Below are 24,543 nucleotides of genomic sequence, written 5' to 3' on the forward strand. Positions count from 1 at the left end.
GTTATAAAAAACGGGTTTGGTAGCAAGATACCGGTTCAGACTCAGAATGACGATGTTTTAAACGCAGTTTCAGCAGTCAGATGCCGGCCACCTCGGTGGCGGTCAGTGTGCGCCATTGACCTGCCGGCACATTCAGCCGAATGTTGCCAATCTGCTCCCGGTGCAGACCGGTTACTCGGTTGCCTACCGCGGCAAACATGCGCTTTACCTGATGAAAGCGCCCTTCGGTAATGGTCAGCAGCGCCTCGCGCGGGCCGCTGGCCTCTACCCTGGCGGGCTGAGTGGGCCTGGTTTCGCCCTGTAACAGCAGCCCTTGGGCAAAGCGCTCGGCCACTCCGCCATCCAGCGGATCTCTCAAGCTGACTCGATACACCTTGGCACAGTGTTGCTCGGGCCGCGTAATATTGAACGACCAGCGGCCGTCATCGGTGAGCAGCACCAGGCCGGTGGTGTCGGCGTCGAGGCGACCGACAATATGCAGCTCGTCGGGCTTGTCTATGTTGAGCCCGCGGAACAGCGATGGATAAACGCCGTCCACATTGGAGCACAGGGTGCCGGCGGGCTTGTGCATCATAAAGTAACGAAACGGACGGGGCACCAGCCGCTGGCCGGCCAGGGTCACCAGATTGTTTTCGTGCACCTGAGTGGCCTCATTGGTGATGACCTCTCCATTGACCCGGGCCTCGCCGGCAGTAATGACCTGCCGGGCCTCGGCCCGGCTCAGCTCCGTGCTTTTACAGATGAATTTATCGAGGCGCATGGCAGCCTGTTACTTCTTCTTCTGCAATGCCGCTGCCAGGGCCGCGCCCATGGCACCCTGCGGAGCCGGTTGCTCACGTCGGGCCGGACGTTGCTGGCGCTGGCTCTTGTTATTGTCATTGCGGCTGCGCTCATTGCGGCGCGGCGTGCTCTTGCCTTCGGCGTGCTCGGCGGCGCTCTGGTCCAGACGCATGGTCAGGGCGATGCGGTTGCGCTGCAGATCCACCTCCAGCACCTTCACCCGGACGATATCGCCGGCCTTCACCACTTCACGCGGATCCTGCACAAAGCGGTCGGTGAGCGCTGATATATGTACCAGCCCGTCCTGATGCACGCCTATGTCCACAAAGGCACCGAAGTTGGTGACATTGGTGACGACCCCCTCCAGCACCATATCGGGAATAAGATCCGCGGGCTTTTCCACTCCGTCCATAAAGCGGGCGGTTTTGAACTCGGGGCGCGGATCCCGGCCCGGTTTATCCAGCTCCCTGAGAATGTCCTGCACGGTTGGCAGGCCAAAGTGCTCGTCGGTATAGTCTTTCGGATCCAGGGTCTTGAGCAGGCCGGCATTACCCAGCACGGCGTTGACCGGCTGCTTGAGCTGCTCCAGCATGCGGGTCACCACCGGGTAGGCTTCCGGGTGCACCGCCGAGGCATCCAGCGGGTTCTTGCCGCCCTGAATGCGCAAAAAGCCGGCGCACTGTTCAAAGGCCTTGGGGCCAAGGCGGGGCACCTTGAGCAGTTGTTTACGATCCGCAAACACGCCCTGCTCGTTGCGCCAGGCCACTATGTTCTGGGCCAGAGTGGGAGTCAGGCCCGAGACCCGGGCCAGCAGCGGGGCCGAGGCCATGTTCACGTCCACGCCCACGGCGTTCACGCAGTCTTCCACCACCGCATCCAGGTTGCGGGCCAGCTGGGTCTGGGACACATCGTGCTGATACTGGCCCACGCCAATGCTTTTGGGATCGATTTTTACCAGCTCCGCCAATGGGTCCTGCAGCCGGCGGGCAATGGACACGGCCCCTCGCAACGATACGTCGAGATCGGGAAACTCGCTGGCGGCCAGCTCCGAGGCGGAATACACAGAGGCACCGGCCTCGCTCACCACCACCTTTTGCAGCTTGAGCTCGGGGCTTTGTTTTATCAGCTGCTCCACCAGCCGCTCGGTTTCCCGCGAGGCGGTGCCGTTGCCGATGCTCACCAGACTGACACTGTGTTTGCGGCACAGCTCCCCAAGAATGCGCAGGCTCTGCTCTACCTTGTTGTGAGGCTGAAACGGATACACGGTGGCGTGTTCCAGCAGCTTGCCGGTATTATCCACCACCACCACCTTGACCCCGGTGCGAATGCCCGGATCCAGCCCCATGGTCACACGGGCACCGGCGGGAGCGGCCATCAGCAGATCCTTGAGGTTAAGGGCGAACACGCGAATGGCTTCTTGCTCGGCCCGCTCCCGGGCCTGGCCCAGCAGCTCGGTTTCCATCTGCAACGACAGCTTCACCCGCCAGGTCCAGCTGAACACGCCCGCCAGCCATTTGTCGGCCGGGCGGCCTCGGTCCTGCCAGCCGGCATGGCGGGCAATAATGGTCTCGCAGGGGTGACGTTCGGCATCGCTGTCTACGGTCAGCCCTAGTGCCAGCACGCCCTCATTGCGGCCCCGCAGCATGGCCAGCACCCGGTGCGACGGTGCCTTGCTGATGGGTTCATTGTGCTCGAAGTAGTCCTTGAACTTGGCACCGGTTTGCTCCTGGCCTTCCACCACTCTGGCCTGCAGCTGGCCGTGCTGTTGCAGGTAGCTGCGCACCGCTTCCAGCAGATCCGCCTGCTCGGCCAGACGCTCCATTAAAATATATTTGGCACCGTCCAGTGCTGCCTTGGCATCAATCACGCCGGCCTCGACATTGATGAACTGCTCTGCAAGCCGCTGTGGATCCTGACTGGGGTCGGTAAACAGAGTATCGGCCAGGGGTGCCAGGCCGGCCTCAATGGCAATCTGGCCCTTGGTGCGACGTTTGGGTTTGTAAGGCAGGTAAAGGTCTTCCAGTCGGGTTTTGGTGTCGGCGGCCAGCAGCTCGGCCTTTAGTGCCGGGCTCAGCTTGCCCTGTTCGTCCACCGATTTGAGGATCACCGCCCGTCTGTCTTCCAGCTCGCGCAGATAGCCGAGGCGGCTGTCGAGGGTGCGCAGCTGAGTGTCGTCCAGGCCGCCGGTGGCTTCCTTGCGGTAGCGGGCAATAAAGGGCACTGTGGCCCCTTCGTCCAGCAGCCTGACGGCGGCATCTACCTGAGACTGAGGCACGGCCAGTTCATTGGCCAGAATGTGGTTTATGGTGTTCATCAGCTTGTGCTCCGGCAGCGGGGCTTGCCCGGCTTGCAGTCAATTGAAAAAGCAGGGCGAGCATTATGAAACAGAACCGCCGGCTAAACAAAGCGTGGCCGGGGCTGACAGCCGGCCACAAAAAAGGGGCCCGCAGGCCCCGGACTCACCATTAAAACTTATTGCAGGGCGCTGACTCTGTCCTGAAGCTCGGGATCCGTCTGCAGGCGGGCGGCAATGGCATTGTAGGTGGGTGCGTCAAGATCGTGCTTTTCCACTGCCTTCATCATTTCTTCCTGAGCCTGCATCTGCAGTTCCTGTGCTTTTTGCTGATCCTGCTCCTGATTCAGTTTTTGCGAAAATTCATCGCGAATTTGAGCCACTTCTTCATTGGCTTTTACAAACTTTTTCAGCTCGCCATCAGTCACGGGTGCTGCAGCCTGGCCTTGTTCAAACTGCTGGGCCGGTGCACTGGTTTGCGGTGCCGGTGCCTGCTGAGCCATGGCGGCGGTGGCGGTCATGCCGAAGGTGGCAAAGGCAATGGCGGTGGTCAGGGTTTTGAGCTTGGTCATAAAAGCACTCCTCTGGTTGAAAGTGCTCTCACTGATACAGAAAACGTGCCAGATTTTATTTTTATTTATAAGTTTATGATTTTAATAGTTTATTTAATTTATTTTGCGTTTTGGTGATCTGTGCGGCTGGGTTTTGGATGCGTATTTATGTATACATATTACACATGAGCAAAAATAACCCGTTTACAAATAACACAGCTTTTCGCTGGCGCATCAGCGGCCTGCAACGCACCCTGCTGCTGTTTGTGGTGCTGCCTCTGGTGCTGCTCACGGCCTTTGGCATTCGTCTGGGGCTGGAGCAGGCCAATCAATATCAGGAACAGCGCCTTAAAAACGATCTTGAGCTGCTGGGCCGGGCCATCAGCATTCCCATTGGCGATGCGGTCAACAGAGGCGATATGGAGGCAGTGGCGGTAGCGCTGCGCTCGGTGTTTGTGCTGGGTGAGGTGTATGGGGCCTCGGTATTTGATGTGGATGGCAACCGCATTGCCGCCGCCGGCTTTGCCGTGAAAGATCTGACCGCCACCACTATTCCGGCGCGCATTCGCTTTACCGGCGAAAGTCAGGAGGCCTTCAGCCGGGTGGATGGCCGGCGCTTGTTTTCCCATTTTCTGCCTGTGTTTGATACCGGCGGCCAGATACGGGGGCTGATCCAGATCTCCCGCCGGGCCAGCGACTTCGACCGGGCCCTGCAGCAGTTTACGGTCATTGCCTGGGTGGGCTGGGGCCTGTTCAGCCTGGTGATCCTGGCCAGTGTGCTGCTGGGGCACTACGGTGGCGTGGGGCGTTATGTGGATAATTTGCTGGCGCATATGAAGAGAGTGAAAGACGGCGAGCTGTCTCACCGGGCAGCGCTGAATGGCCCGCAGGAGGTAGCCAGCCTGGCGCTGGGACTGAACCGCATGCTGGACAGCATAGAAGCCGCGCACCGCAGTCTGGATGCGCACCGTGAAGCGGAAACCCGGCTGCTGGCCCAGCTGAAAGATAATGAAAAAATGGCCGCCATCGGCAGCATGGCCCGGGGCATAGCCCATGAGCTGGGCGCGCCCCTGAGTGTGATTGACGGCCGCGCCCGACGGCTGGAGCGTTCCGGCAGTCTTAATGCACAGCAACAGCATAATCTGAACGGCATTCGTACCCAGGTGCAGCGCCTTACCCGCACAGTGCGCCAGTTGCTGGATTATTGCCGGCCCGCCGCCATTCAGACCCGGCTGCTGCATGCCGGACAAGTGATCGCCGATGCCTCGGCCGCCATGGCCCCCGAGCTGGAAGCCGGTGGCTGCCGGTTAAGCCGGCAGGTGCCCTCGGGGTTGCCGCCTTTTGCGGCCGATGCGGGCCGGCTGGAGCTGGCATTGCTGAATTTGCTGCGCAACGCCCTGCAGGCGGGAGCCAGTCATATTGAGATTACGGCCGCCGCGAGTGAAGACCGGCTGACCATCTGCGTACGTGACAACGGCCCCGGCCTGCCCGCAGGACATGATGCTGCCAGCCTGACAGAGCCGTTTTTCACCACCAAGTCGCCTGGTGAAGGCACCGGTCTGGGCCTGGCCATAGTGCAGGCGGTGGCAGACGAGCAGGACGGTGATTTTACCCTGGCTAACCATGGGCAGGGAGGCTGCGAGGCCTGTCTGGTATTGCCTCTGAATCATGCACTCAAGGAGGTGCCGGCATGAGCAAAACCGACCATATTCTGCTGGTGGAAGATGATGCTGCTCTGCGGGAGCTGCTGGAAGAAGAGCTGGAGGCTGAAGGCTACCGGGTTACCGCCTGCGGCGATGCGGAGCAGGGACGGCACTGGCTGCAGACGCAGCCGCCGGATCTGCTGATAAGCGACCTGCGTCTGCCGGGCAAGGACGGTCTCAGCCTGTTGCCGGCCCTCAAGGCGCAGGAGATGCCGCCGGCGGTACTGATTATTACCGCCTTTGGCTCTGTGCAGCAGGCAGTCAAAGCCCTGCAGGCCGGTGCCGATGACTTTTTAACCAAGCCGCTGGAGATGGATCATTTTCTGCTTACCGTGAGCCGGCTGCTGGAAAACCGCCGGTTACGCCGCGAAGTGCAGCAATATCGCAATATGCTGGCTATTGAGCAGTTTCACGGCATTATCGGGCAAAGCCCGGCCATGCAGCAGCTGTTTCATCAGATCCGGCAGGTGGCTACTGCCGACGCCCCCGTGCTGGTGCAGGGAGAAAGCGGCACCGGCAAGGAGCTGGTGGCCCGGGCGCTGCACGATCAAAGTCAGCGCAGTGCCGGCCCCTATATGGTGGTGAACTGCGGCGGCATTCCCGGTGAGCTGATGGAAAGCGAGTTCTTCGGTCATGCCGCCGGTGCTTTTACCGGTGCCAAAAGCCGGCGGGCCGGCCTGTTTCAGCAGGCCAATGGCGGCACCCTGCTGCTGGATGAAATGGGAGAAATGCCTCTGCCGTTGCAGGCCAAGCTGCTGCGGGTGTTGCAGGACGGCAAGGTCAGGCCGGTGGGCAGTGACCATGAAATTCAGCTGGATGTGCGCATTATCGCCGCCACCAACCGCAATTTAACCGAGGCGGTGGCCGATGGCAGCTTTCGGGAAGACCTGTTTTACCGGCTGGAAACCTTTGCCCTGCAGATACCGCCGCTGCGGGAGCGGGGGGACGACATACAGCGGCTGGCGGCGTTTTTTCTGACCCGGTTCAACGCCCGGCAGCAGCGCCATATCAAGGGATTCAGCGATGAGGCCAGTGCCTTGCTGCAGCATTATGCCTTTCCGGGCAATGTGCGTGAGTTGCAAAACGCCGTGGAGCGGGCCGCCACCTTTTGTGATGGTGCCCTGATAGACGTGGAGCATCTGCCCCAGCGCATTCGCGAGCAGGGCGACGCCGGGCCAGAACCCGCCGCCGGCGAGGGGCGAGCGTCAGAGCATGCTGAAGCGCTGCCCAGTCTGGAAACGGTGCAGCGCCGGCATATTCACCGGGTGCTGGCCGCCACCGAGGGCAATAAACGGCGGGCGGCAGAGATTCTTGGCATTACCCGCCGCACCCTTTACCGCTGGCTGGAATAAAGAGCTTATTCATGTTCAAAGGGCTGGTACTGAATTTTATTGATGTACCATTCCTTTGTGCCCGACGGCGTTTTTACCAGCACTTCGTCGTCTGTCTGTTTGCCGATAAGCGCCCGGGCCATGGGAGAGTCGATGGTGATGTGGTTGTTTTTGGTGTCGATTTCGTCGGGGCCGACAATGCGGTAGCGCACGACCTCGCCGTCTTCGTTTTCCAGCTCCACCCAGGCACCAAAAAACACCTTGCCGTTCTGGCGCGGGTCGTGATCGATGATCTTCACCGCTTCCAGCCGCTTCATCAGATAGCGCACCCGGCGGTCAATTTCCCGCAGTCTTTTCTTGCCGTAGATATACTCTGCATTCTCGCTTCGGTCGCCGAGGGCGGCCGCTTCCGACACCGACTGAGTCACCGCAGGGCGCTCCACCTTCCACAGATATTTAAGCTCTTCATCCAGCTTGTGCCAGCCGGCACGGGTGATCAGATTGGTTTTCATTGCACAGGCTCTTGGCTCAACAATGGCGGCTATTGTGCGCCAGTGATGTCAGTGCCGTCTACTCCCAGGCCGGAAAGGGGTCGGGCAGCCGTTGCCAGCCCGCAGCGCCCGCGCGCATTTCGTCGTCGGTGAGCAGGCAGGCGTCCAGTTGCTGGCAAATTGCGTGTTGGTTCAGCCCCTGACCAATAAACACCAGCTCTTGCCGGCGATCGCCATAGGGCTCGGCCCAGCTAGCCAGTATATGCTCCCGGCTTTCTTCATCCTCGGGCCATTCTTCTTTGGGCACGGCCTGCCAGAACAGGCCGGCACCACCGTGATAGGCAATGCCACCGGCCTGGTTCCACTGGCCGGCCAAATCGGGGCGGCTGGCCAGCCAGAAAAAGCCCTTGGAGCGCAGCAGCCGGCCCTGCTCCTGAGGCTGGTGCAAAAACGCAAAGAAGCGCTGAGGATGAAAGGGGCGGCGGGCCCGATAAACAAAACTGCCGATATGGTATTCCTCGGTTTCCGGCTGGTGCTCGCCGCGCAGCTCTTGCAGCCAGCCCGGAGCGCTGGCGGCCCGCTCAAAGTTAAAGCGCCCTGTGTTCAGCACCTTGTGCAGCGGTACCCGGCCCTGACTGACGGGCAGTATCTCGGCTGTCGGGTTTAGCCGGGCAAGAATGGCGGTGAGCTCTGCCAGCTGCGCGTCGCTCACCAGATCGGTTTTGCTGATCAGTAACAGATCGCAGAATTCCACCTGTTCAATCAGCAGATCGGTCACGCTGCGCTCGTCTTCCTCACCCAGGCTTTCGCCTCGTTCGGCCAGGGCGTCGGCGGCCTGAAAATCCGCCAGAAAGTTCACCGCATCCACCACCGTCACCAGCGTATCGAGCCGGGCAATGTGATTCAGGCATTGGCCGTTTTCGCTCTCAAAGGTAAAGGTTTCGGCTACCGGCATGGGCTCCGAGATGCCGGTAGACTCGATCACCAGACAATCGAAGCGGCCTTCAGTGGCCAGCCGGCCGACTTCCTGCAGCAGATCTTCCCGCAGGGTACAGCAGATGCAGCCATTGCTCATTTCCACCAGCCGGTCTTCGCCTCTGTGCAGGCTGACCTGCTGCTGTACCGTGGCCGCATCGATATTCACCTCGCTCATATCGTTAACGATCACTGCCACCCGCAGGCCCTGCCGGTTATTGAGAATATGGTTCAGCACTGTGGTTTTGCCGGCACCGAGAAAGCCGGACAACACAGTAACGGGAAGGGGAGAATGGCAGTGCATGGTAGTGGCTCCGTATGCTGGCCGTGGATTTAAAGGTGTTTGTTGTTATAACATAACATATCTTTTTTTCTTCGTGTATCAGCAAGGAACCTTGAACATGAATATGACCGAATTGTCGCCGGTGTCAGATGCCGGCAAAGAAGCCGGCGTGCTTGCTCGCATCTATCAGCCGGACTGCAATCTGGCGGTGTGGCAGCGACCGCTGCCGGCGAACATAACGGATTATGTCGCCCGGCTGCATCAGGCGAGCAGCCGGGTCAGCGTGCGGCAGCTGTTACCCCCGCAGCAAGTGGCAACCGCGCTGGCGGAACAGCTGCCGGATCTGCCGGGCCGGGCGGCGCTGGCAAAGGATGTGCAGCAGCTGGCGGAAATGTTTGCCTGTTTATTTGAGCTGAAACGGGTAGGCGTGCGGCTGGCCAGCCTGCAAACCGCCATGTGTCCGCGCTTTCATACCGACCGCTTGCCCTGCCGGCTGGTGAGCACTTATTCCGGCCCGGGCACTCACTGGCTGAATACACCGCAGCGGAACCAGCTGCTGGAACAGGGCGGAGCGGAGCCGGCGCAGTGGCAGCAACTGGCGGCGGGCGAGGTGGCGCTGATGAAAGGGGAAGGCTGGCAGGGCCAGGAAGGCTGTGGTCTTTGGCATCGATCACCGCCGGTGCCCACCGGTTATCGCCGGTTGTTTCTGTCGATGGATTTTGGGGAGTGAAAATAATAATGGCGGAAGTTAGGTATGAAGTTTGTACTTCCGCCAAGTGCTGGTCGTAGTTTTTATTAGCCTCTATTACAACCTGGCTGTGTAGTGTCAATGATTTGGTCACCCTCGACTCTGAAGCCGATAGAGCCGAAAATGAATGCATGGTTCAGCTGAGTAATAACTACATCAGATAGACCAACCGCACACTTATCAGTTTCGATAGCTTTATCCATGGCTGTCTTAACATTAGGAATGCCCAGTGGAAAAATAATTACCGGATAGGTGTCTTCACCTTTTACCCGTTTTCCTTTAACAAACTCTGCTGCATTAATGTTGTAATTCTTCGTGCTGCCAACGGTCATATCTGCGACGCGCATAGAGCACGCTGAAAGCGTAAGGGTAGAGAGTAAAGCTACAAATATTGCCTTTTTCATTATTTTTTACCTGAAGTTAAGCGTTGGTTTTTGGTTATAGTGGCGTCAGTTTTTGTCGCGGGTTGCGAGGTTAACACTTTTTTTGAGGGTATAAAGGTTGATTTGTAGCTTGGTTGAATTTTTATTGGCAAAGAGCAGCAAGCTTTAGCTCGATAAACGTACTCTTCCTTTGGGTGCATTTACATGATTGCATCATGTATTACAATGCCTTGCTTTGTGTCAAAAACGGAGACAAAGCCTATGCAGTTTTCTCATTGTGAACGGCCGGGCGGCATCAGCCTGGCGGCGCGGCCCCTGTTGTGTGTTGCTACCGGTGAATACAGCGAGAAGGGGTGGTTTACATAATGCCTGCCCAACATCAGCGCCGGCGGGTGGCCGCCGATACTTATCCCCTGTTCAAACATCTCAAGCACACCTTTGTCCGTGAGGCCGGCTACCTCAGCCGTGGACATTGGACCCTGAATCACCTGCTGGATTACACCCGGCTGCGTGATGAGTTTTCCGATTATCCCTGGTTATTTCCCGAATGGCTGGACCGGCTGTCTTTACAGCTGATGGACTGGCACCACCCCAAGCACAGGCCGCTGTTTGAGCGTTTTCGCCATAGCGCCCTGCACGAGCATAAAGATGTGTATGCGCCCCGGCCTCTGTTCTGGGGCGAGAGCCGGCCGCAAGAACAAGGTGCCGATGCGGCACCGCGTATTCACGACTTCGGCATGGATTATCGCTGTAATGTGGCCCTGCTGGACCATCAACAGAAACAGCCGCGCATGGTGGGCAACTGGGTGCTGAGCTTTGCCGTCGACATTCCCGCAGAGCGGCCGGCACCGGCACTGGAAATGACCCTGAACAGCCTGTATCTGCTGCCGGAATGGCAGGGCTATGGTGTGGGCTCGGCAGTTAACCGCGTGGTCAGTGAGCTGATCTGCAAAGTGCTGTCGCCGCCGCTGGCAGAAGCCATGCCAGAGGCACTGCCGGCGGCGCCGGCCATGCAGTTTGATGCCGGTTACACCAGCCGCAACGGCCAGCGCATGGGCCGGCAAATTGCCCGCCGGCTGGCACCGCTGGCCCGCCGGCATGGCCTGCTTTATTACGACAGCAGCCGGTTTGCCAGTCAGGGCACCGCCCGCGAGGGTATTACCGCCTAGCTGAAGTTAATGTGCTGAAAATGCGGATTGGGCCTGGTGGCGCTCATGCTGGCCAGGCCCGACAGCGGCAGCAGGCACACCTGCGTGCCTGTGTTCAGCTTCAGGCATTCCTCTTTGTGTTCATTGCGGCTGGTGTCCAGTGCTATGCCGGTAATTTGTTCGCCTGTGGTCAGTGTCAGCCTGATTTCATAACGATACATACAGGCAATCTCCAGATAATCATGTTGATCGCAGTTCATCATGGCAGCGCTTTCCTGTGGTAGTGAGCAAGAGTCCGGTCCCATTCGAAGCATTTTCCTCTTGTGCTAATTTTGTACAAGGGTTAGAACTGTGGAAGACGGCCGGAGCCGTTCCGGCTGCCCTGTTCGAATAGAGGATGTTCGTATGGTGACAAGGAATAAAAAGGCGGTCGCACTGGCAGTGTTTGCGGCCCTGGGTTATGGCGCTGCCTTTGCTGCCAGCGCCGAGACCATTAAAATTGCCATTGCCGGCCCCATTACCGGTCCGGTGGCCCAGTATGGTGATATGCAGTTTACCGGCGGCCGCATGGCGGTGGAGCTTATCAACAAATCGGGCAAGCTGGGCGAGCACACCCTGGAAGCGGTGGAGTTCGACGACGCCTGTGATCCCAAGCAGGCGGTGGCGGTGGCCAACCGCATTGTCAATGACGGCATTCAGTTTGTGGCCGGCCATCTGTGCTCCGACAGCACCCTGCCGGCGTCGGATGTGTATGACGACGAAGGCATTCTGATGATTACGCCGGCGGCCACCAGCCCCACCATTACCGAGCGTGATCTTGAGTTTGTGATGCGCACCATAGGCCTCGACAGCGATCAGGGCCCCACAGCCGCACGCCATATCGTGGATAAGGTAAAACCCGAGCGCATCGCCATTATTCACGACAAGAAGCAATACGGTGAAGGTCTGGCCTCCAGCGTGCGCGATGCCCTGAAGGAATCCGGTGCCAATGTGGTGGCCTATGAGGGCATTACCTCCGGCGATAAAGACTTCTCGGCGCTGATTGCCAAACTGCAGAGAGACAAGGTGGACTTTGTCTATTACGGCGGTTACCACCCTGAGCTGGGGCTGATTTTGCGTCAGTCTGCTGAAAAAGGCTTCAATGCCCGCTTTATGGGTCCGGAAGGAGTCGGTCATAAAGATATTACCTCCATTGCCGGTGATGCCTCGGAAGGCCTGCTGGTGACCCTGCCCAAAAAATATGACCTCGAGCCGGCCAACGCCGACATAGTGGCCGCCATTCAGGCTAAAGGTGAAGATCCCACCGGCCCCTTTGTGTGGACCACCTACGCCGCCATTGAGGCCTTTGCCGAGGGCATAAAACGGGCCGGTACCGATCCGGAAGCCGTGGCCACGGCGCTGCGCGCCGAGCCGGTAGAAACCGTGATGGGGCCGCTGTCCTGGGACGACAAGGGCGATCTCAAGGGCTTTGAGTTCGGCGTGTTCGAGTGGCACAAAGACGGCTCTTCCACTCAGCTTTAATCATAGTAAGACATTTCATCGTCAACGGGCGGAGCCTGCTCCGCCTGCATTGACGGCGCTCATCGTGCTACGACAAGGAAAGGTTGTATGTCCGAGCCCCTTCTTTATTTTATTCAGCAGCTGCTTAATGGTCTGACCATCGGCAGCACCTACGCCCTGATCGCCATCGGCTACACCATGGTGTATGGCATTATCGGCATGATTAACTTCGCCCACGGCGAGGTTTACATGATTGGGGCCTACGCCGCCTTTATGGTGATGACGGCCCTGGCCATGTTGGGCATAGACAGCACAGTGCTGCTGCTGTGTGCCGCCTTTCTGGTGAGCATTATCATTACCAGCGTCTATGGTTATTCCATCGAGCGGGTGGCCTACCGGCCGCTGCGCCACAGCAAACGGCTGATTGCCCTTATCTCGGCCATCGGCATGTCCATTTTTCTGCAAAACATGATGCGTCTGGCCCAGGGCTCCCGGGATGTGGCCATTCCGCCGCTGTTGCCGGGTGGCTGGAGCTTTGGCGGAGAGGGCTTTCAGGCCAGCCTGTCTTATATGCAGCTGATCATTTTTGTGGTCACCTTTATTGCCATGACCTTGCTGTCGCTGTTTATTTCCCGCTCGCGCATGGGCCGGGCCTGCCGGGCCTGCGCCGAAGATCTGAAAATGGCCAACCTGCTGGGCATTAACAGCAACAGCATTATCGCGCTCACTTTTGTGATTGGTGCCGCGCTGGCGGCGGTGGCCGGTGTGTTGCTGGGCTCCTATTACGGTGTGATCAACCCTTATATCGGCTTTATTGCCGGGCTCAAGGCCTTTACCGCCGCCGTGCTCGGTGGCATTGGCAGCATTCCCGGTGCCGTGATTGGCGGCCTGCTGCTGGGCGTGACCGAGGCTATGACAGGCGCTTATTTCAGTACCGAATACAAAGACGTGGTGTCCTTTGGCCTGCTTATTTTTGTGCTGCTGTTTATGCCTACCGGCATTCTGGGCAAACCGGAGGTAGAAAAGGTATGAGCCGACTTAAACCTTCTGTTATTGCCGCGGGTCTGTTTCTGCTGCTGGCGGGCTGGCTGCTTGGCTTTCGGCTGGAAACCGAGGGCACGCAACTGATAGTGGCCAACCGGCTGAATACCAGCTGGCAGTGGCTGGCGCTGGGGGCCGGGCTGGTGTTTGTGGCCCAGTTGTTTGCCGAGCAATGGCGCAAGCCTTTTCGCTATCTGGCGGATCGCAAGGGCAGCTTTGCGCTGCCGGCCCCGGAAGAGCAGCCCTGGCTGTATCGCATTGTGACCGTGCTGGTGCTGGGCATCCTGCTGGTGTGGCCTTTTATGGGCTCCCGCGGGGCTGTGGATCTGGCCACCCTGACCCTGATTTATGTGATGCTGGGGCTGGGGCTGAACGTGGTGGTGGGGCTGGCGGGTCTGCTCGACCTGGGTTACGTCGCCTTTTACGCGGTGGGTGCCTACAGCTATGCGCTGCTCAATGCTTACTTCGGGCTGGATTTCTGGACCTGTCTGCTGCTGGGCGGTGCCCTGGCGGCGCTGGCGGGCTTTTTACTGGGCTTTCCGGTGCTGCGGCTGCGAGGGGATTATCTGGCCATCGTCACCCTGGGGTTTGGCGAAATTATTCGCATACTGCTCAATAACATGACGGAGGTCACCGGCGGCCCCAACGGCATTGCCGGTATTCCCAAACCCACCCTGTTCGGGCTGGAGTTCGAGCGCCGGGGCGATAACACCTTTCACGAGTTTTTCGGCATTGCCTATAACTCGGGCTACAAGGTGATTTTTCTGTATCTGCTGGCGCTGATACTGGTGGTGCTGACCATCTTTATTATCAACCGGCTGCTGCGCATGCCGCTGGGCCGGGCCTGGGAGGCGCTGCGGGAAGACGAAATCGCCTGCCGCTCCCTGGGGCTGAACCCGACGCTGATCAAGCTCAGTGCCTTTACCATAGGAGCCGCTTTTGCCGGCTTTGCCGGCTGCTTTTTTGCCGCCCGGCAGGGCTTTATCAGCCCGGAATCATTCGTGTTTATCGAGTCGGCCATTATTCTTGCCATCGTCGTGCTGGGGGGCATGGGCTCACAAATTGGCGTGGTGCTGGCGGCCATTATCATGACCATATTGCCCGAGCTGACCCGGGAATTTAATGAATACCGCATGCTGCTGTTTGGCCTGCTGATGGTGCTGATGATGATCTGGCGGCCGCAAGGCCTGCTGCCTATGCATCGCCCTCATATGGAGCTGAAATCATGAGTGAACTGCTGAACGTAGCCGGCCTCACCATGCGCTTTGGCGGCCTGGTGGCGGTAGACGGCGTGGCGCTGGCCATGAAGGAGCGGCAAATCGTGTCCATTATCGGCCCCAACGGGGCCGGCAAAACCACCGTCTTCAACTGCTTATCGGGGTTTTACCGGCCCAGTGGTGGCAGTGTGAACTTTCGCGGTCAGGCCATTGCCGGCCTGCCCGGCCATAAAATTGCCCGTTTGGGCATGGTGCGCACCTTTCAGCATGTGCGCCTGTTTAAGGAAATGACGGTGCTGGAAAATCTGCTGGTGGCCCAGCATGCCCACCTTAATACGCACTTTCTTGCGGGCTTGCTGAAAACCCCGGCCTTTCGCCGGGCCGAGCGGGAAGGGCTGGAGCGGGCTCATTACTGGCTGGAAAAAGTGAATCTGACCGAATTTGCCAACCGCGCTGCCGGCAACCTGGCCTATGGTCAGCAGCGCCGGCTGGAAATTGCCCGCTGCATGGCGGCACGGCCGGCGCTGCTGATGCTGGACGAACCGGCGGCGGGGCTGAACCCCTTTGAAACTCAGGAGCTGAACCGGCTTATTCAGGATCTGCGCACCAATGAAGGCGTGAGCGTGTTGCTGATAGAGCATGACATGAAACTGGTGATGGATATCTCCGACCATATCTATGTGGTGAATCAGGGCCGGCCGCTGGCCGACGGCAATCCGGAAGCAGTGCGCAATCATCCTGATGTGATCAAGGCCTATCTGGGAGAAACCTGATGCTGCATGTTGATAATATTTGCGCCCACTACGGCAAGATTCAGGCCCTGGAAGACGTGACAGTGCATATTGAACAGGGCGAAATCGTGACCCTTATCGGGGCCAACGGGGCGGGCAAAACCACCCTGATGATGAGCATTTGTGGTGATCCCAAGCCCAGCAAGGGCAGGGTGATGTATGAGCAGCAGGACTTAACCGGCCTCGACACCGCCGCCATTATGCGCCGGGATATTGCCATCGTGCCGGAAGGGCGGCGTATTTTTGCCCGGCTGACGGTGGAAGAAAATCTGCATATGGGCGGTTTTTTTGTAGATAAGCGCGAGCATGCCGGCCTGATGGCCGAGGTGTTTGCCATGTTTCCGCGGCTCAAGGAGCGCCGGCAGCAGCGTGCCGGCACCATGTCGGGCGGGGAGCAGCAGATGCTGGCCATTGGCCGGGCACTGATGAGCAAACCCAGGTTGCTGTTGCTGGACGAGCCCTCTCTGGGGCTGGCCCCCATTATTATTAATCAGATTTTTGACACCATAGCTCAGTTGCGGGATGAAAAAGGCATGACCATTTTTCTGGTGGAGCAGAACGCCAATCAGGCGCTCAAGCTGGCCGACCGGGGCTATGTGCTGGAAAACGGCCGCGTGGTGCTGGCCGACACCGGTGCGGCGCTGCTGGCCAACGAGCGGGTACGTAACGCCTATCTGGGCGGCTGAGGCCGAATTGGGTACACTGGCCGTCGTATTCTTGAGGAGGAATTTATGGAACAGTTTGCCCACATCTCGGTGGATGAAGCGCACACCATGCTGAGCGAAGGCCGGGCCCGGCTGGTGGATATTCGTGATCCCCAGTCGTTTGCTGTGGCCCATGCCGAGGGTGCTTTTCACCTGACCAATGACAGCCTGGTGAGCTTTACCAACGAGGTAGATTACGAGACCCCGGTGATAGTGATGTGCTATCACGGCATCAGCAGCCAGGGGGCCGCTCAGTACCTGATTAATCAGGGCTTTGAAGAAGTGTATAGCCTGGATGGCGGCTTTGAAGCCTGGCGGCGTAGTCAGGCCGTGGTTGAAGCCTCGTGAAAGCGCTGCTGGTGCTGGATGATCCGCGCCGGGCGCAGGCCTTTGTGGATTATCTGGGCGAAGCCGGTCTGCATTGTGAGCTGACCCAGGACGACAGCGGCAATGTGCATATCTGGCTGGTGGATGAAACCCGCTATGAAGAGGCGCACCGGGAAGTAAAACGCTTTCTGGCCGAGCCACTGCATCCGCGCTATCAGGAAGCGTCCTGGAAGCGGGGAGACAGCCAGGTGCACTTTGCCGATGGCCCGCAGCGGGGTCTGCTCGGTGATGTGCTGCGCCAGACTGGACCGGTTAATTTGCTGGTATTACTGGCCTGCCTGGCCATTTATGGCCTGAGCTGGCTGGGTTTGCCCATGTTTGGCGTGCTGTCTTTTCCCGCTCAGCTGAGTGACCTGCTCGGAGCCCAGTTCTGGCGCGGCTTTACGCCGGCGCTGATGCATTTTTCCCTGATGCATCTGGTGTTTAACCTGTTCTGGTGGTGGTATCTGGGCGGCATGGTGGAACGCCGGCTGGGCAGTGGCAAGCTGCTTACTCTGCTGCTGGTGGCAGCCGTATTGCCCAATGTGCTGCAGTTCTGGGAAAGCGGCCCCCGCTTTGGCGGACTGTCGGGAGTGGTATATGCCCTGCTGGCCTATGTGTGGCTCAGTGGCCGGCTTAACCCTGCCAGAGGCATTGGCCTGCCCGATGGCATGGCGGTGTTTATGGTTGTCTGGCTGGTGCTGGGCTTTGCCGATATGCTCGGCACTCCGGTGGCCAATATGGCTCACCTGGGCGGTGCCGTGATTGGCCTGCTGCAGGCCTGGCTGGATAACAGACGCACTCTTACTGGTAGAGAAAGGTAGTAAACAGCACTCGCCGCACCGGAGTCTCGCCGGTTTCTTTCAGCAGCAGCTCATTCAGCCGTTGCCGGCCTTCGTTGGCAAGCTCGGTGCGGGCCGGCAGGGAGCGTATTTCCTGCCGGTTTTTCTCTGCCAGCAGATCATTGAGGGCATCCCGCAGCAGCGGCATATTATTCTCCACCAGCGGCAGCTGCTCCGGCCGCTCCAGCATCAAATCCACTGCCACTCTCACATAGCCCAGGTTTTGCTCGGAGTTCTGGTAGTTGGTAATAATGTCCGGCGTCATGGTGTAATATATTGGCCCGGTGGGCTCCGCCGGTTGTTCCTGTGCACTGAGGGTGGCCGAGGCGGCCAGCAGCAGGTAAAAGGCAGCAAACCGAAACATATGAGTCTCCGATAAGGAATCGAGCGGGCATTGTTTAAACTTTTGCCGGTGCGGTCAAGTTAAACGGCCAGGCAGGACCCGATGAGTTTTTATGTCTTTGTTATTCCAAGAAACAAACACGACGCCCAGCATAGACAGTGAGTGGCACTGGGGCCAGTTGCCACCGGCATTACCGGCGCTGCAAAGCTGGCTGCATGAGCCGGGCTCGCTGACCCGCCGGTTGCGGCGTCATTGTGCACAGTTTCATGTAAAAGTGCTGGCCGATGGCGTATTAAGGCCGCTGATGCCGGCGCAGGCCGAATGGCTGCAGGCCGGACAAGGCTACTGCCGGGAAGTGCTGCTGTGCTGCGATAATCTTCCCTGGGTCTATGCCACCTCGCTGTATTCTCCGGCCACTCAGGCAGCGCTGCCGGCCTTGTCCGGTCTGGGCAGCAAGGCGCTGGGCGAGCTGATGTTTAAAGCGCCGGATCTGACCCGCACTCCCTTTGAACTGGCCGGCCTGACCCCAACCCAATATCAGCAGCTGGCTGCACATGCGGGGCTGGCCGCCACCGAGCCGGCCATCATGCCCTGGGCCCGTCGCTCTGCCCTCAGCACCGGCAAAGCCAGCGTGCTGGTCACCGAACTGTTTTTGCCGAATTCGGCCCCTTATCAGGATTTAGTATGACCACCCTGACGTCTCCTTCCCGTCCGCGCTGGCGCGCCTATATGGCGCTGGCCCGTCTCGACAAGCCCATTGGCACCCTGCTGCTGCTGTGGCCCACCCTGTGGGCACTGTGGATAGCCGCCGAAGGCATGCCCTCACTCTGGCTGCTGGTGGTATTTGTGGCCGGTGTGTTTTCCATGCGCTCTGCCGGCTGTGTGATCAACGACTATGCCGACCGGCATATCGACGGTCATGTAAAACGCACCCATGCCCGGCCGCTGCCCTCCGGTGAACTGACCGAGCGCCAGGCCCTGAGCTTTTTTGCCCTGCTGGTGGGCATTTCTTTTGTGCTGGTGCTCACCACCAACCTGTTTACCATTGGTCTGGCATTTGCCGGCTTGTTCTGGGCGGCGCTCTATCCCTTTATGAAGCGCTACACCCATCTGCCTCAGCTGTTTCTGGGCATTGCTTTTTCATGGGCCATTCCCATGGCCTTTGCCGCCGCCAGCAATGAACTGCCTGCCGGGCTCTGGTTGCTGTTTGCCGCCAACCTCACCTGGACCATTGCCTACGACACCATGTATGCCATGGTAGACAGAGACGACGACCTCAAAATTGGCGTTAAATCCACCGCCATTCTATTTGGCCGGCACGACAAGCTCATAGTGGGCCTGCTGCAGCTGGCCACCCTTTTTCTGCTGGTTGCCGCCGGCCGGACCTTTGAACTGGGCGCGCCCTTCTACTGGGGCTTGCTGGTGGCCGCCGGCCTGTTTGTGTATCAGCAACGGCTGATCCGCGACCGGGAGCGCATGCCCTGCTTTCGCGCCTTTCTTAACAACAACCACGCCGGCATGGCCATCTTCGCCGGCCTGGTGCTGGCGCTGTGGTAAATAAAGCGGCTTTGATCTTGCTCGAAGTGGCAGTAGGGCTTGCCGTAGCCGACCATAAAACGCCATGGATGGCATTTTCGAGCGTTACATGGAGGTCTTGTAGCGTGTCGGCGGAGTGGAACCGCACTGCCGCTTCGCACTGCGGGGCTTGCTCTGTGCTGATTACTGGATATACTGACAGTTAACTGTATAAACAGACAGGTCTCATCATGAAAGCCCTAACTCCCCGCCAGTCTCAGGTGCTGGACATCATCAAGGATCATATTCAGCAAACCGGCATGCCACCCACCCGGGTGGAAATTGCCAAGGTGCTGGGGTTCAAGTCTGCCAATGCCGCCGAAGAACACCTCAAGGCCCTGGCCAAAAAGGGCGTGATTGAAATGATGCCCGGCACGTCACGGGGCATTCGTCTCGCCGGTGAAGAAGCAGAGCAAGAGCCGGGCCTGCCGCTGATTGGCCGGGTGGCCGCCGGCGAACCCATACTGGCGCAGCAACACATAGAAAGCCACTATCAGCTCGACCCGGGCCTGTTTCATCCGTCGGCCGACTTTCTGCTGCGGGTGCAGGGCATGAGCATGAAAAACATCGGCATTATGGACGGCGATCTGCTGGCGGTGCACAAGGTGCAGGAAGCCCGCAACGGTCAGGTAGTGGTCGCCCGCCTCGACGACGAAGTCACGGTAAAGCGCTTTCAGCGCAAGGGCAACAAGGTCAACCTGCTGCCTGAAAACGAAGAGCTCTCACCCATTGAAGTAGATCTGCGCACTCAGGAACTGATTATTGAAGGCCTGGCCGTAGGCGTGATTCGCAACGGCGACTTCTGAGCCGCTTCTTGATTCGGCAGGCCGCTGTCTCATCATGGCCTGCCAATCCCCAATCCCCAATCCCCAATCCCCAATCCCCAATCCCCAATCCCCAATCCCCAATCCCCAATCCCCAATCCCCAATCCCCAATCCCCAATCCCCAATCCCCAATCCCCAATCCCCAATCCCCAATCTCCGCTTTTACATTTTACATTTCCTTAACTGCTGCTTTACTTAAAACACCGAATGGAAGCATGTAGTCATTTGGGTAAAACCGCCGAGTACTCCGGTTTACAGGATGAAATGATTGGGGGTGCACGTGAAGCCTATTCTGCTGCTGTGGCCATTACTGGCCGTTATGCCTGCACAAGCGCAAACACGCCTTAACATGACCGAAGGGGTCACCGATATCAGCCAGCAGGTATACGGGCTGCACATGACCATTCTGGCCATTTGTGCCGTTATTGGTCTGGTGGTGTTCGGCATTATGTTCTGGGCCATGATTCATCATCGCAAATCCAAAGGGGCTCAGGCGGCCCAGTTTCACGAAAGCACCAGGGTCGAAATTCTCTGGACCCTTATTCCCTTCGTTATTCTTATCGCCATGGCAGTACCCGCCACCAAAACCCTGGTGGCCATGGAAGACGCCTCCGAGTCGGATCTCACCGTCCAGATCACCGGCTCCCAATGGAAATGGCACTACAAATATTTTAATGAAGGCGTCGAGTTCTACAGCCTGCTGGCCACCATGCCCGAGCAGATTCAGGGGCAAATCAACAAGGGCGAAAATTACCTACTGGAAGTGGATCAGCCCCTGGTGCTGCCCACGGATCGCAAGGTGCGTTTTCTGATCACCTCCGACGACGTAATCCACTCCTGGTGGATGCCTGCTTTTGCGGTAAAAAAGGACGCCGTGCCCGGTTTTATTAATGAAGCCTGGACCCGCATCAATGAGCCCGGCCTTTATCGCGGTCAGTGCGCCGAGCTGTGCGGCAAGGATCACGGCTTTATGCCTATCGTCGTTGATGCCCGCGCGCCGGAAGAGTTTGACGGTTGGCTGGCTCAGCTGAAAACCGAGCAGGCCGAGGCTAAAGCTGCCGAACAGGATCTGCTGGGCATGGAAATGAGCATGGAAGAATTGATGACCCTGGGTGAACAGGTATATCAGAAAGCCTGCGCCGCCTGTCATCAGCCCGGCGGCACCGGCCTGCCCGGTGTGTTTCCGGCGCTCAAAGGCAGTGAGCTGGTGCTGAACGACCGCGCCGCCCATATAGATATAGTGCTGTACGGCAAGGCCGGTACCGCCATGCAGAGCTTTGACAAACAGCTGACGCTGAAAGAGCTGGCAGCGGTCATCACCTATGAGCGTAACGCCTGGGGCAACAACACCGGTGACTTGGTGCAGCCCAAAGACATTGATCAGGCCCGGCAGGGACAATAGGGGGCAGCATGACACAGATGGATCGCACGGAAACCGCCGACATTCACCTCACTGGTGATGAACATCATCACGGCCCCGCCAGGGGCATAGGCCGCTGGCTGTTTACCACCAACCACAAAGACATTGGCACCATGTATCTGCTGTTCAGCCTCACCATGTTCTTTGTGGGCGGGGCCATGGCCATGGTAATCCGGGCCGAGCTGTTTCAGCCCGGGCTGCAGCTGGTGGAGCCCAACTTCTTTAACCAGATGACCACCATGCACGGCCTGGTGATGATCTTCGGTGCCGTCATGCCGTCTTTTGTGGGGCTGGCCAACTGGATGATTCCCATGATGATAGGCGCGCCCGACATGGCACTGCCGCGCATGAACAACTGGAGCTTCTGGATTCTGCCCTTTGCCTTTGTGCTGATGCTGGGCTCCCTGTTTGTGCCCGGCGGCGGCCCCAACTTCGGCTGGACCTTCTACGCGCCCCTGTCTACCACCTATGGCCCCGACAGCACAGCGCTGTTTGTGTTTGCCATTCATATTATGGGCATCAGTTCCATTATGGGGGCCATTAACGTCATTGTGACCATCTGGAACCTGCGAGCGCCGGGCATGACCTGGATGAAGCTGCCCATGTTCTGCTGGACCTGGTTTATTACCGCCTTTCTGCTGATTGCGGTGATGCCGGTGCTGGCGGGGGCTGCCACCATGGTGCTGACCGACAAATACTTCGGCACCAGCTTTTTTGAAGCCGCCGGGGGCGGGGATCCTGTGCTGTTTCAGCATATTTTCTGGTTCTTTGGTCACCCCGAGGTCTACATCATGATATTGCCGAGCTTTGGCATTATCTCGGCCATCATTCCCGCCTTCAGCCGCAAGCGGCTGTTCGGTTATGCCTCCATGGTGTATGCCACCGCCTCCATTGCCGGCCTCAGTTTTCTGGTGTGGGCCCACCATATGTTTACCGTGGGCATGCCGGTGGCGGCGGAGCTGTTCTTTATGTACTGCACCATGCTGATCTCGGTGCCCACCGGGGTCAAGGTGTTCAACTGGGTGGCCACCATGTGGCGGGGCTCCATCAGTTTTGAAGTGCCCATGCTGTTTGCCCTGGCCTTTATTGTGCTGTTTACCATCGGTGGCTTCAGCGGCCTGATGCTAGCCATTACACCGGCGGACTTTCAGTATCACGACACCTATTTTGTGGTGGCGCATTTTCACTATGTGCTGGTAACCGGGGCCATTTTTTCGGTGCTGGCGGCCGTGTATTACTGGCTGCCCAAATGGACCGGCCATATGTTTGATGAACGGCTGGCCAAGTGGCATTTCTGGTGCTCAGTGGTGTCGGTGAATGTGTTGTTCTTTCCCATGCATTTTCTGGGGCTGGGTGGCATGCCCCGGCGCATTCCCGACTACTCGCTGCAGTTTGCCGATATTAACGCCCTAGTCAGCATAGGGGGCTTTGCTTTTGGTCTGTCGCAGCTGTTGCTGCTGGCGGTGGTGATCAAATGTATTCGCGGTGGTGCCAAGGCTGAGGCCAGCCCCTGGGAGGGTGCCGAAGGGCTGGAATGGACAGTGCCGTCACCGGCGCCCTATCACACCTTTGATACGCCCCCCGAGGTGAAATAATGAGCATCGCTAAAAAAGCCGGACAACTGGGGCTGCTGGCCGTGGCCATGTTTGGCTTTGGCTTTGCGCTGGTGCCCTTGTATGACGTCTTCTGTGACATTACCGGGCTTAACGGTAAAACCGACAATATCGCCGCGGCGGCAGCAAAGGGTGTGAGTGAGCACAGACAAATTACGGTGGAATTTATCACCTACCAGAGTGCCGGCCTGAGAGGGGAGTTCACGCCCTCGGTGCAGCGCCTGAGCGTGCATCCGGGCGAGATGCACAGGGTGGACTTTACCGTCACCAATCCGGGCATCAGCGGCCAGGTGCTGCGGGCCATTCCATCGGTGTCACCGGGGCGGGCGGCAGCCTATTTGCGCAAGACAGAGTGCTTTTGCTTTCAGGAGCAACCGCTGGATGGCCGGGCCACTGCGGTAATGCCCATGACCTTTTATGTGGATGAAGCCCTGCCCGCCGACATAGAGGTGTTTACCCTGTCTTACACCCTTTACGACATCAGCGAGCAGGTGGCTGTACAAGGAGGCAATGATGGCGGTCAAAACGGATAAATATTATGTACCGGCGCAAAGCCCCTGGCCGCTGACCGGCGCTCTGGGCCTGTTTTTGCTGGCGGCCGGGGCCGGGCTCTGGTCGGCAGGTTTGTGGGGCATTGCCGGCCCTGTGGTGTTTGCCGCCGGCACCCTGGTGATGACCATAATGCTGTTCGGCTGGTTTTCCAATGTGATCAGTGAGTCTCATCAGGGCCTCTACAGCGAGCAGATGGACAGATCCTTTCGCCAGGGCATGACCTGGTTTATTTTCTCGGAAATCATGTTCTTTGGTGCCTTTTTTGGTGCGCTCTTCTATGCCCGTGTGCTGTCGGTGCCCTGGCTGGGCGGGGCCGGCAACAATGCCATGACCCACCAGGTGCTGTGGCCCGATTTTCAGCCGGTATGGCCGCTGCTGACCACTCCCGGCGGCATGGAAACCACCGCCATGGGCTGGCTGGGGCTGCCGCTGATCAATACCATGATACTGCTGACCTCATCGGTCACCGTGCATGCCGCGCACCTGGCCCTGTTGCAGCAGCAACGCAGCCGGCTCAAGGCCTGGCTGGGTGCCACTGTGACGCTGGGGGTGTTGTTTCTCGGCCTGCAGGTGTGGGAATACGTGCATGCCTATCAGGATCTGGGGCTGCGGCTCGACTCGGGCATTTATGGCAATACCTTTTTTCTGCTGACCGGTTTTCACGGTGCTCACGTTACTCTGGGCACCATAATGCTGTTTATTATGTGGCTCAGGGTCAACAAGGGGCATTTTACGCCGGCCCAGCATTTCGGCTTTCAGGCCAGCAGCTGGTACTGGCATTTTGTGGATGTGGTCTGGCTGTGCCTGTTTGTCTTTGTCTATATTTTATAAGTGTTTCAAACGGTGCTTAAAATGGCGTTGGCTTGGTGCTCAGCACACCGGTGGCCAGCGCGATGATCAGCAGCAGCAGAACAAGCCCGGCACACCAGAGCCGGCGGCCGATGTAGCGGGCCATCAGCGCCGGATCCCGGTGGCTGAGCATGGCTTTCAGGCCCAGCATCAGGTTACCGATCATTAATAACAACAATAATATTATCAGTAGTTTAAGAAGCATATATACGGGCGTAA

The 24,543-nt window shown here is 58.5% G+C and carries 27 protein-coding genes; 18 read left to right on the plus strand and 9 right to left on the minus strand.

The genetic code is table 11. The annotated features are described in order from the left end of the window. Positions 1-76: 76 nt before the first annotated feature. The 3 genes from N2M06_RS01060 to N2M06_RS01070 form a co-directional block, all read right to left on the minus strand. Entirely contained in the window at positions 77-760 is a 684-nt protein-coding gene (locus N2M06_RS01060; RefSeq protein WP_346351339.1) for a pseudouridine synthase, read from the minus strand. Between the two features lie 9 nt (positions 761-769). Next, the gene (locus N2M06_RS01065; RefSeq protein WP_346351340.1) at positions 770-3,094 is read right to left on the minus strand and encodes a Tex family protein; all 2,325 of its coding nucleotides are present in this window, start codon (positions 3,092-3,094) and stop codon (positions 770-772) included. Positions 3,095-3,252: 158 nt separating this feature from the next. Continuing rightward, positions 3,253-3,645 (minus strand): DUF4168 domain-containing protein, encoded by a 393-nt coding sequence (locus tag N2M06_RS01070; RefSeq protein ID WP_317075642.1) that lies wholly within the window; start codon positions 3,643-3,645, stop codon positions 3,253-3,255. A gap of 164 nt (positions 3,646-3,809) precedes the next feature. On the opposite strand from N2M06_RS01070, the gene N2M06_RS01075 reads away from it, so the two are divergent. Further along, a complete protein-coding gene (locus N2M06_RS01075; protein ID WP_346351341.1) occupies positions 3,810-5,318 on the plus strand; it encodes an ATP-binding protein in 1,509 nt (502 codons plus the stop codon). After that, positions 5,315-6,679, plus strand: a complete 1,365-nt coding sequence (locus tag N2M06_RS01080) for a sigma-54 dependent transcriptional regulator (RefSeq protein WP_346351342.1) — start codon at positions 5,315-5,317, stop codon at positions 6,677-6,679. The genes N2M06_RS01075 and N2M06_RS01080 overlap by 4 nt, the downstream gene beginning before the upstream one ends. A gap of 5 nt (positions 6,680-6,684) precedes the next feature. On the opposite strand, the gene greB is transcribed toward N2M06_RS01080, so the two are convergent. Together greB and zigA are read right to left on the minus strand one after the other, a co-directional pair. Beyond that, positions 6,685-7,170 (minus strand): transcription elongation factor GreB, encoded by a 486-nt coding sequence (gene greB / locus N2M06_RS01085; protein ID WP_346351343.1) that lies wholly within the window; start codon positions 7,168-7,170, stop codon positions 6,685-6,687. Between the two features lie 58 nt (positions 7,171-7,228). After that, the gene (gene zigA, locus N2M06_RS01090) at positions 7,229-8,428 is read right to left on the minus strand and encodes a zinc metallochaperone GTPase ZigA (protein ID WP_346351344.1); all 1,200 of its coding nucleotides are present in this window, start codon (positions 8,426-8,428) and stop codon (positions 7,229-7,231) included. Positions 8,429-8,525: 97 nt separating this feature from the next. Between zigA and N2M06_RS01095 the strand changes: the two genes are divergently transcribed. Then, on the plus strand, positions 8,526-9,137 hold the full coding sequence (locus tag N2M06_RS01095; protein ID WP_346351345.1) for a DUF1826 domain-containing protein: 612 nt from the start codon (positions 8,526-8,528) through the stop codon (positions 9,135-9,137). Positions 9,138-9,202: 65 nt separating this feature from the next. Here N2M06_RS01095 and N2M06_RS01100 read toward each other — a convergent pair whose 3' ends face one another. Further along, positions 9,203-9,559: a hypothetical protein gene (locus N2M06_RS01100; protein WP_019934769.1), complete on the minus strand. Its 357-nt coding sequence runs from the start codon at positions 9,557-9,559 to the stop codon at positions 9,203-9,205. Between the two features lie 344 nt (positions 9,560-9,903). Between N2M06_RS01100 and N2M06_RS01105 the strand changes: the two genes are divergently transcribed. After that, positions 9,904-10,707: a hypothetical protein gene (locus N2M06_RS01105; protein WP_346351346.1), complete on the plus strand. Its 804-nt coding sequence runs from the start codon at positions 9,904-9,906 to the stop codon at positions 10,705-10,707. On the opposite strand, the gene N2M06_RS01110 is transcribed toward N2M06_RS01105, so the two are convergent. Beyond that, entirely contained in the window at positions 10,704-10,949 is a 246-nt protein-coding gene (locus N2M06_RS01110; protein WP_317075636.1) for a Rho-binding antiterminator, read from the minus strand. The two genes, N2M06_RS01105 and N2M06_RS01110, sit on opposite strands and share 4 nt — an antisense overlap. A 142-nt stretch (positions 10,950-11,091) precedes the next feature. Between N2M06_RS01110 and N2M06_RS01115 the strand changes: the two genes are divergently transcribed. From N2M06_RS01115 to glpG, 7 genes are all read left to right on the plus strand, one after another. Next, a complete protein-coding gene (locus N2M06_RS01115) occupies positions 11,092-12,207 on the plus strand; it encodes a branched-chain amino acid ABC transporter substrate-binding protein (RefSeq protein WP_346351347.1) in 1,116 nt (371 codons plus the stop codon). Between the two features lie 87 nt (positions 12,208-12,294). Beyond that, the gene (gene livH / locus N2M06_RS01120; protein WP_019934774.1) at positions 12,295-13,218 is read left to right on the plus strand and encodes a high-affinity branched-chain amino acid ABC transporter permease LivH; all 924 of its coding nucleotides are present in this window, start codon (positions 12,295-12,297) and stop codon (positions 13,216-13,218) included. Then, on the plus strand, positions 13,215-14,456 hold the full coding sequence (locus N2M06_RS01125) for a high-affinity branched-chain amino acid ABC transporter permease LivM (protein ID WP_346351348.1): 1,242 nt from the start codon (positions 13,215-13,217) through the stop codon (positions 14,454-14,456). Before livH ends, N2M06_RS01125 begins: the two co-directional genes overlap by 4 nt. After that, on the plus strand, positions 14,450-15,217 hold the full coding sequence (gene livG / locus N2M06_RS01130) for a high-affinity branched-chain amino acid ABC transporter ATP-binding protein LivG (protein ID WP_346352143.1): 768 nt from the start codon (positions 14,450-14,452) through the stop codon (positions 15,215-15,217). The genes N2M06_RS01125 and livG overlap by 7 nt, the downstream gene beginning before the upstream one ends. Next, positions 15,217-15,921 carry an ATP-binding cassette domain-containing protein gene (locus N2M06_RS01135; protein WP_317075633.1) on the plus strand — a complete coding sequence of 235 codons (705 nt, stop codon included), beginning with the start codon at positions 15,217-15,219 and terminating at the stop codon, positions 15,919-15,921. Before livG ends, N2M06_RS01135 begins: the two co-directional genes overlap by 1 nt. Before the next feature lie 45 nt (positions 15,922-15,966). Then, positions 15,967-16,287, plus strand: a complete 321-nt coding sequence (glpE, locus tag N2M06_RS01140; protein WP_346351349.1) for a thiosulfate sulfurtransferase GlpE — start codon at positions 15,967-15,969, stop codon at positions 16,285-16,287. After that, the gene (gene glpG, locus N2M06_RS01145; protein WP_317075631.1) at positions 16,284-17,129 is read left to right on the plus strand and encodes a rhomboid family intramembrane serine protease GlpG; all 846 of its coding nucleotides are present in this window, start codon (positions 16,284-16,286) and stop codon (positions 17,127-17,129) included. Before glpE ends, glpG begins: the two co-directional genes overlap by 4 nt. Here glpG and N2M06_RS01150 read toward each other — a convergent pair. Further along, positions 17,110-17,511 (minus strand): flagellar basal body-associated FliL family protein, encoded by a 402-nt coding sequence (locus N2M06_RS01150; RefSeq protein ID WP_317075630.1) that lies wholly within the window; start codon positions 17,509-17,511, stop codon positions 17,110-17,112. The two genes, glpG and N2M06_RS01150, sit on opposite strands and share 20 nt — an antisense overlap. 91 nt (positions 17,512-17,602) lie before the next feature. Between N2M06_RS01150 and N2M06_RS01155 the strand changes: the two genes are divergently transcribed. The 7 genes from N2M06_RS01155 (at position 17,603) to N2M06_RS01185 (ending at position 24,306) form a co-directional block, all read left to right on the plus strand. After that, positions 17,603-18,178, plus strand: coding sequence for a chorismate lyase (locus tag N2M06_RS01155; protein WP_346351350.1), 576 nt, complete (start codon positions 17,603-17,605; stop codon positions 18,176-18,178). Further along, entirely contained in the window at positions 18,175-19,047 is an 873-nt protein-coding gene (gene ubiA, locus N2M06_RS01160; protein ID WP_346351351.1) for a 4-hydroxybenzoate octaprenyltransferase, read from the plus strand. Before N2M06_RS01155 ends, ubiA begins: the two co-directional genes overlap by 4 nt. Positions 19,048-19,256: 209 nt before the next feature. After that, positions 19,257-19,871 carry a transcriptional repressor LexA gene (gene lexA / locus N2M06_RS01165; protein WP_346351352.1) on the plus strand — a complete coding sequence of 205 codons (615 nt, stop codon included), beginning with the start codon at positions 19,257-19,259 and terminating at the stop codon, positions 19,869-19,871. A gap of 287 nt (positions 19,872-20,158) precedes the next feature. Continuing rightward, positions 20,159-21,292: a cytochrome c oxidase subunit II gene (gene coxB / locus N2M06_RS01170; protein WP_346351353.1), complete on the plus strand. Its 1,134-nt coding sequence runs from the start codon at positions 20,159-20,161 to the stop codon at positions 21,290-21,292. 17 nt (positions 21,293-21,309) lie between these two features. Beyond that, a complete protein-coding gene (ctaD, locus tag N2M06_RS01175) occupies positions 21,310-22,905 on the plus strand; it encodes a cytochrome c oxidase subunit I (protein ID WP_317075693.1) in 1,596 nt (531 codons plus the stop codon). Continuing rightward, positions 22,905-23,456, plus strand: a complete 552-nt coding sequence (locus N2M06_RS01180; protein ID WP_346351354.1) for a cytochrome c oxidase assembly protein — start codon at positions 22,905-22,907, stop codon at positions 23,454-23,456. The genes ctaD and N2M06_RS01180 overlap by 1 nt, the downstream gene beginning before the upstream one ends. Next, the gene (locus tag N2M06_RS01185; protein WP_346351355.1) at positions 23,434-24,306 is read left to right on the plus strand and encodes a cytochrome c oxidase subunit 3; all 873 of its coding nucleotides are present in this window, start codon (positions 23,434-23,436) and stop codon (positions 24,304-24,306) included. The genes N2M06_RS01180 and N2M06_RS01185 overlap by 23 nt, the downstream gene beginning before the upstream one ends. 16 nt (positions 24,307-24,322) lie before the next feature. Here N2M06_RS01185 and N2M06_RS01190 read toward each other — a convergent pair whose 3' ends face one another. After that, positions 24,323-24,529, minus strand: a complete 207-nt coding sequence (locus N2M06_RS01190) for a DUF2909 family protein (RefSeq protein ID WP_040614565.1) — start codon at positions 24,527-24,529, stop codon at positions 24,323-24,325. Between the last annotated feature and the right edge of the window lie 14 nt (positions 24,530-24,543).

Source organism: Oceanimonas sp. AH20CE76 (assembly GCF_039654065.1).
Taxonomy (GTDB): domain Bacteria; phylum Pseudomonadota; class Gammaproteobacteria; order Enterobacterales; family Aeromonadaceae; genus Oceanimonas; species Oceanimonas smirnovii.